This window comes from Dietzia sp. DQ11-44, assembly GCF_014145205.1.
Classification (GTDB): Bacteria; Actinomycetota; Actinomycetes; order Mycobacteriales; family Mycobacteriaceae; genus Dietzia; species Dietzia natronolimnaea.
In genome coordinates this window covers 1-3,974 of the sequence record NZ_JAALEC010000419.1, presented here as the reverse complement: position 1 = coordinate 3,974, position 3,974 = coordinate 1, and the positions used below count along the sequence as shown (strand labels likewise).

At 71.5% G+C, this 3,974-nt stretch carries 4 protein-coding genes; 2 read left to right on the top strand and 2 right to left on the bottom strand.

The annotated features are described in order from the left end of the window. Positions 1-34 precede the first annotated feature (34 nt). Both idi and G6018_RS10890 read right to left on the bottom strand, forming a co-directional pair. Positions 35-589, bottom strand: a complete 555-nt coding sequence (gene idi / locus G6018_RS10895; protein WP_017835303.1) for an isopentenyl-diphosphate Delta-isomerase — start codon at positions 587-589, stop codon at positions 35-37. Between the two features lie 44 nt (positions 590-633). Beyond that, the gene (locus tag G6018_RS10890; RefSeq protein WP_107748804.1) at positions 634-1,773 is read right to left on the bottom strand and encodes an acyl-CoA dehydrogenase family protein; all 1,140 of its coding nucleotides are present in this window, start codon (positions 1,771-1,773) and stop codon (positions 634-636) included. A gap of 142 nt (positions 1,774-1,915) precedes the next feature. Between G6018_RS10890 and G6018_RS10885 the strand changes: the two genes are divergently transcribed. Both G6018_RS10885 and G6018_RS10880 read left to right on the top strand, forming a co-directional pair. Continuing rightward, entirely contained in the window at positions 1,916-3,559 is a 1,644-nt protein-coding gene (locus tag G6018_RS10885; RefSeq protein WP_182639589.1) for an AMP-binding protein, read from the top strand. A gap of 75 nt (positions 3,560-3,634) precedes the next feature. Then, positions 3,635-3,974 (top strand): family 43 glycosylhydrolase (locus tag G6018_RS10880; protein WP_182639588.1); only part of this gene is annotated, 340 nt, incomplete at its 3' end.

Below are 3,974 nucleotides of genomic sequence, written 5' to 3'. Positions count from 1 at the left end.
GTCCTCACCGAGCCCGTCCTCACCGAGCCCGTCCTCAACGAGCGTAGAGGGCCATGCGCGGCGCCTGCGCGACCAGCCAGGGGCTGAACGCGAACGGCGTCGCGTCGATGGCCTTGCGCACGTCCTCGGGCCGGGCCCAGTGGTGGGCACACACCTCGTCCGCCCGCGGGGCTAGGTCGGCGCGGATGCGGGCGGTGAACACCGGGCAGATCTCGTTCTCCACGATCCCGGAGTCGTCCACCGCCCGGTACCGGAAGTCCGGCAACGCCGGCTCGATCCCGTCCACGCGCGTCCCGAGTTCCTGTTCCGCCCGTCGCACTATCGCCTCGGCGGGGTCCTCGCCCGGTGCGGGGTGACCACAGAACGAGTTGGTCCACACGCCCGGCCAGGCGCGCTTGTGCAGCGCGCGACGGGTGAGCAGGACGCGGCCCTCCTCGTCGACCACGTGGCACGAGAACGCCAGGTGCAGCGGGGTGTCGGTGGTGTGGACGGTGGCCTTGTCCGCGGTGCCGACGGGCTGGCCGTCCTCCGAGAGGAGGACCACGTACTCGGTGCCCGCGGGAGCGGAGGCGTCGGGGAGGGAGGACATGCCGCCAACCTTAGGCGCTCCGGGCCGGACGGGCCGCCGGGGACTCAGACGGCGAGGTCGCGGGCGATCACCAGTCGCTGGATCTGGTTGGTGCCCTCGAAGATCTGGGTGATCTTGGCCTCGCGCATGTACCGCTCCACGGGGAACTCCCGGGTGTAGCCGACGCCGCCGAGCACCTGGACCGCGTCCGTCGTGACCTTCATCGCCGCGTCCGTGGCGGTGAGCTTGGCGATCGAGGCCTGGCGGGAGTAGGGACGGCCGGCGTCCTTGCGTCGGGCGGCGTCGAGGTACGTGGCGCGGGCGGAGGTCACGGCCGCGGCCATGTCCGCCAGCAGGAAGCCCAGGCCCTGGTGGCCGATGATGGTCTTGCCGAACGCCTCGCGCTCATTGGCGTAGGCGACCGCGTCGTCGAGTGCCCGCTGCGCGATGCCGGTGGCCACCGCGGCGATCCCGAGCCGGCCCGAGTCCAGGGCGGAGAACGCGATGCGCAGTCCGTCGCCCTCGGCGCCCAGGAGACGGGCGGCGTCGACCCGGGCGCCCTCGTAGGCGGCGGTGGTGGTGGGGACGCCGTTCAGGCCCATCTTGTCCTCGGGCTTCCCGAACGTCAGGTTCTCGGTGTCGCGGGGGACCAGGAGACACGAGATGCCGCGGGACCCCTCGCCGGTGCGGACGAAGGTGTTGTACACGTCCGCGATCCCACCGTGCGTGATCCAGGACTTGGTGCCGGTGACCACGAACTCGTCACCCTCACGCTCGGCGCGGCACCGCAGCGCCGCCGCGTCCGACCCGGCCTGTGGCTCCGAGAGCGAATACGCGCCGATCTGCTCGCCGGCGAGCATCCCGGGCAGCCACTCGGCCTTCTGCTCGTCGGAGCCGGCGGTGGCCAGGGGGAAGCAGGACAGACCGTGCACGCTCGTCGCGACGGCGACAGCCGCCCACCGGGCACCGAGCTCCTCCAGCACCTGCAGGTACACCTCGTACGGCTGGTCGCCGCCGCCGAACTCCTCCGGATAGGGCAGCCCCAGCAGGCCCACCTCGCCGAGTTGCGCGAAGAGCCCCTCGGGATAGGTGTGGTTCCGCTCGTGCTCGGCCGCGATCGGCTCGAGCAGCTTGTCCGCGACCGAGCGGGTCATGTCGAGGAGTTCGTACGCCTCGTCGCTGGGGAGCAGTCGGTCGACGGCCATGGGAGTCCTTCCGGGTACGTGCGGGAATCGTCGGGTGGTCCCATTAGAGTGCACGGCTCCGGAGCAGTCGTACCAGCCCCGAAAGCGGGGGTGCCCGTCGGTGGGTGGTGTGCGGCGGGCCTCTGCAGCAGTATCTGCAGACATGTCTGCAGATACGACCGAGACCACGCCGCCCACCGGCACGCCCCTGTCCCCGGACGAGCTCCTGGCGATCTACGACGTCCCCGGTGCGAGTGCGGCGGAGTTCCTGTGCGACCGCCACGACCCCGACGCCGTGGCCTTCACCGTGATCGACGCCGACCTGTCCGGTCGCGACATCACCTACGGCGAGCTGAAGGTCGGGAGCGAGAAGGTGGCCGCCGCCCTGGCGGCCCTCGGTGTGGGCGAGGGGGACCGGGTCGCCACGCTCATGGCCAAGTCCGCGGACCTGGTGTTCACGCTCATGGGGATCTGGCGCCTGGGCGCGGTGCACATGCCGCTGTTCACCGCGTTCGCCTGGCCCGCCATCGAGATGCGGATCACCGGCGGCGACGCCCGGGTGATCGTGTCCGACGCCGACCAGCGGGGGAAGCTCGAGAGCACGTCCGTCCCGGTGGTCGTGGCCGGGCTGGCGGACTGCCCCGGTGCCCGGGAGGGAGACCTCGACCTCGACACGATCGTCGGCGACCAGGAGCCCGGTCGCGGCGCCGCGGTCACCGGACCGGACGCCGGGATGGTGATGCTCTTCACCTCGGGCACCACCGGCACCCCCAAGGGGGTCGTCGTCCCCGTCCGCGCGCTCGCCGCGTTCCACCAGTACATCGAGACCGGTCTGGACGTGCGCGCCGACGACGTGTTCTGGAACGGTGCCGATCCGGGCTGGGCGTACGGCCTCTACTACGGCATCCTCGGTCCGCTGGCGGTGGGCCGCCGCAGCCTGCTCCTCCACGCCCGATACACCCCGGAGTTGGCGTTCGCCGTCCTGCAGTACTACGGGGTCACCAACTTCGCGGCGGCGCCGACGGTCTACCGGACGATGCGCGCCAAGCGCGACATCGCGCCGGACGTGAGGCTCCGCCGGGCCTCCGCCGCCGGTGAGCCGCTCACCCCGGAGGTGATCGAGTGGTCGATCGAGCAGTTCGGTGTCGAGGTCCGGGACCAGTACGGCCAGACCGAGCACGGGATGTTCATCATCAACCCCTGGCACGACTCGCTGCGCGAGGACGTCCGTCCGGGTTCGATGGGCGTGCCGTTGCCGGGCTGGTCCTGCACCGTGCTCGCCGCCGACGCCGACGAGCCCGCCCCCGTGGGCGAGCTGGGCCGCGTGGCGATCGACGTGCCCGCCAGCCCCCTCATGTGGTTCACGGGGTACCACCAGGCCCCGGAGAAGACCGCCGAGCGGTTCAGCCCGGACGGACGCTGGTACTACACCGGCGACGCCGCCAAGCTCGACGCCGACGGCCACTTCTACTTCTCGAGCCGCGACGACGACGTCATCATCATGTCCGGGTACCGCATCGGCCCGTTCGACGTGGAGTCCGTCCTGGCCAAGCACCCCGACGTGCTCGAGTCGGCGGTCATCGGGGTGCCCGACGAGCTGGCCGGCGAGGTGCTGGAGGCGTACGTGGTGCTGCGCGACGGCGTGGAGGGCGGCCCGGAGGCCGAGGCCGGGCTGCAGAAGTGGGTCAAGACGGAGTTCGCGGCCCACGCCTTCCCGCGCAAGGTCCACTTCGTCCGCGAGCTGCCCAAGACCCCGTCGGGCAAGATCCAGCGGTTCCTGCTGCGCAAGGAGCGCGGGGCGAGATAGAGAGCGCGGAGCGGGGCTCCAACCGGGAGTTACGTACGGTCACATAAAGACGGTTCATGGGTCTATGCTCGGCCGATGAAAATCTCGCGAGGAGCGCGCGCCCTCGGCGCCGCCGCGCTGGCCGTCGTCGTCCCCCTCGTGTCCGCCACCGCGGCGGTGCCCGCGGCCGCGAACCCGGTGATCTCCTCCATCGCCCCGGACCCGTCGGTCCAGAGGGGAGCGGACGGCGCCTTCCACGTCTACGCGTCCTCGGACGACTGGTCGGACGGTGCCGGGTACCGGCTCGTCCCGCACTTCCGGTCCTTCGACCTGGTCGAGTGGGAGTACGTGGGGGACGCCTTCGGATCCCGTCCCTCGTGGGCACCGTCGGGGTCGTACCTGTGGGCGCCGGACGTCCACGTCGCCGACGCCGGAG

Bases quoted from the DNA above. Each gene is read 5' to 3' on its own strand.
- idi (WP_017835303.1), bottom strand. From the start codon at position 589: ATGTCCTCCCTCCCCGACGCCTCCGCTCCCGCGGGCACCGAGTACGTG.
- G6018_RS10890 (WP_107748804.1), bottom strand. From the start codon at position 1,773: ATGGCCGTCGACCGACTGCTCCCCAGCGACGAGGCGTACGAACTCCTC.
- G6018_RS10885 (WP_182639589.1), top strand. From the start codon at position 1,916: ATGTCTGCAGATACGACCGAGACCACGCCGCCCACCGGCACGCCCCTG.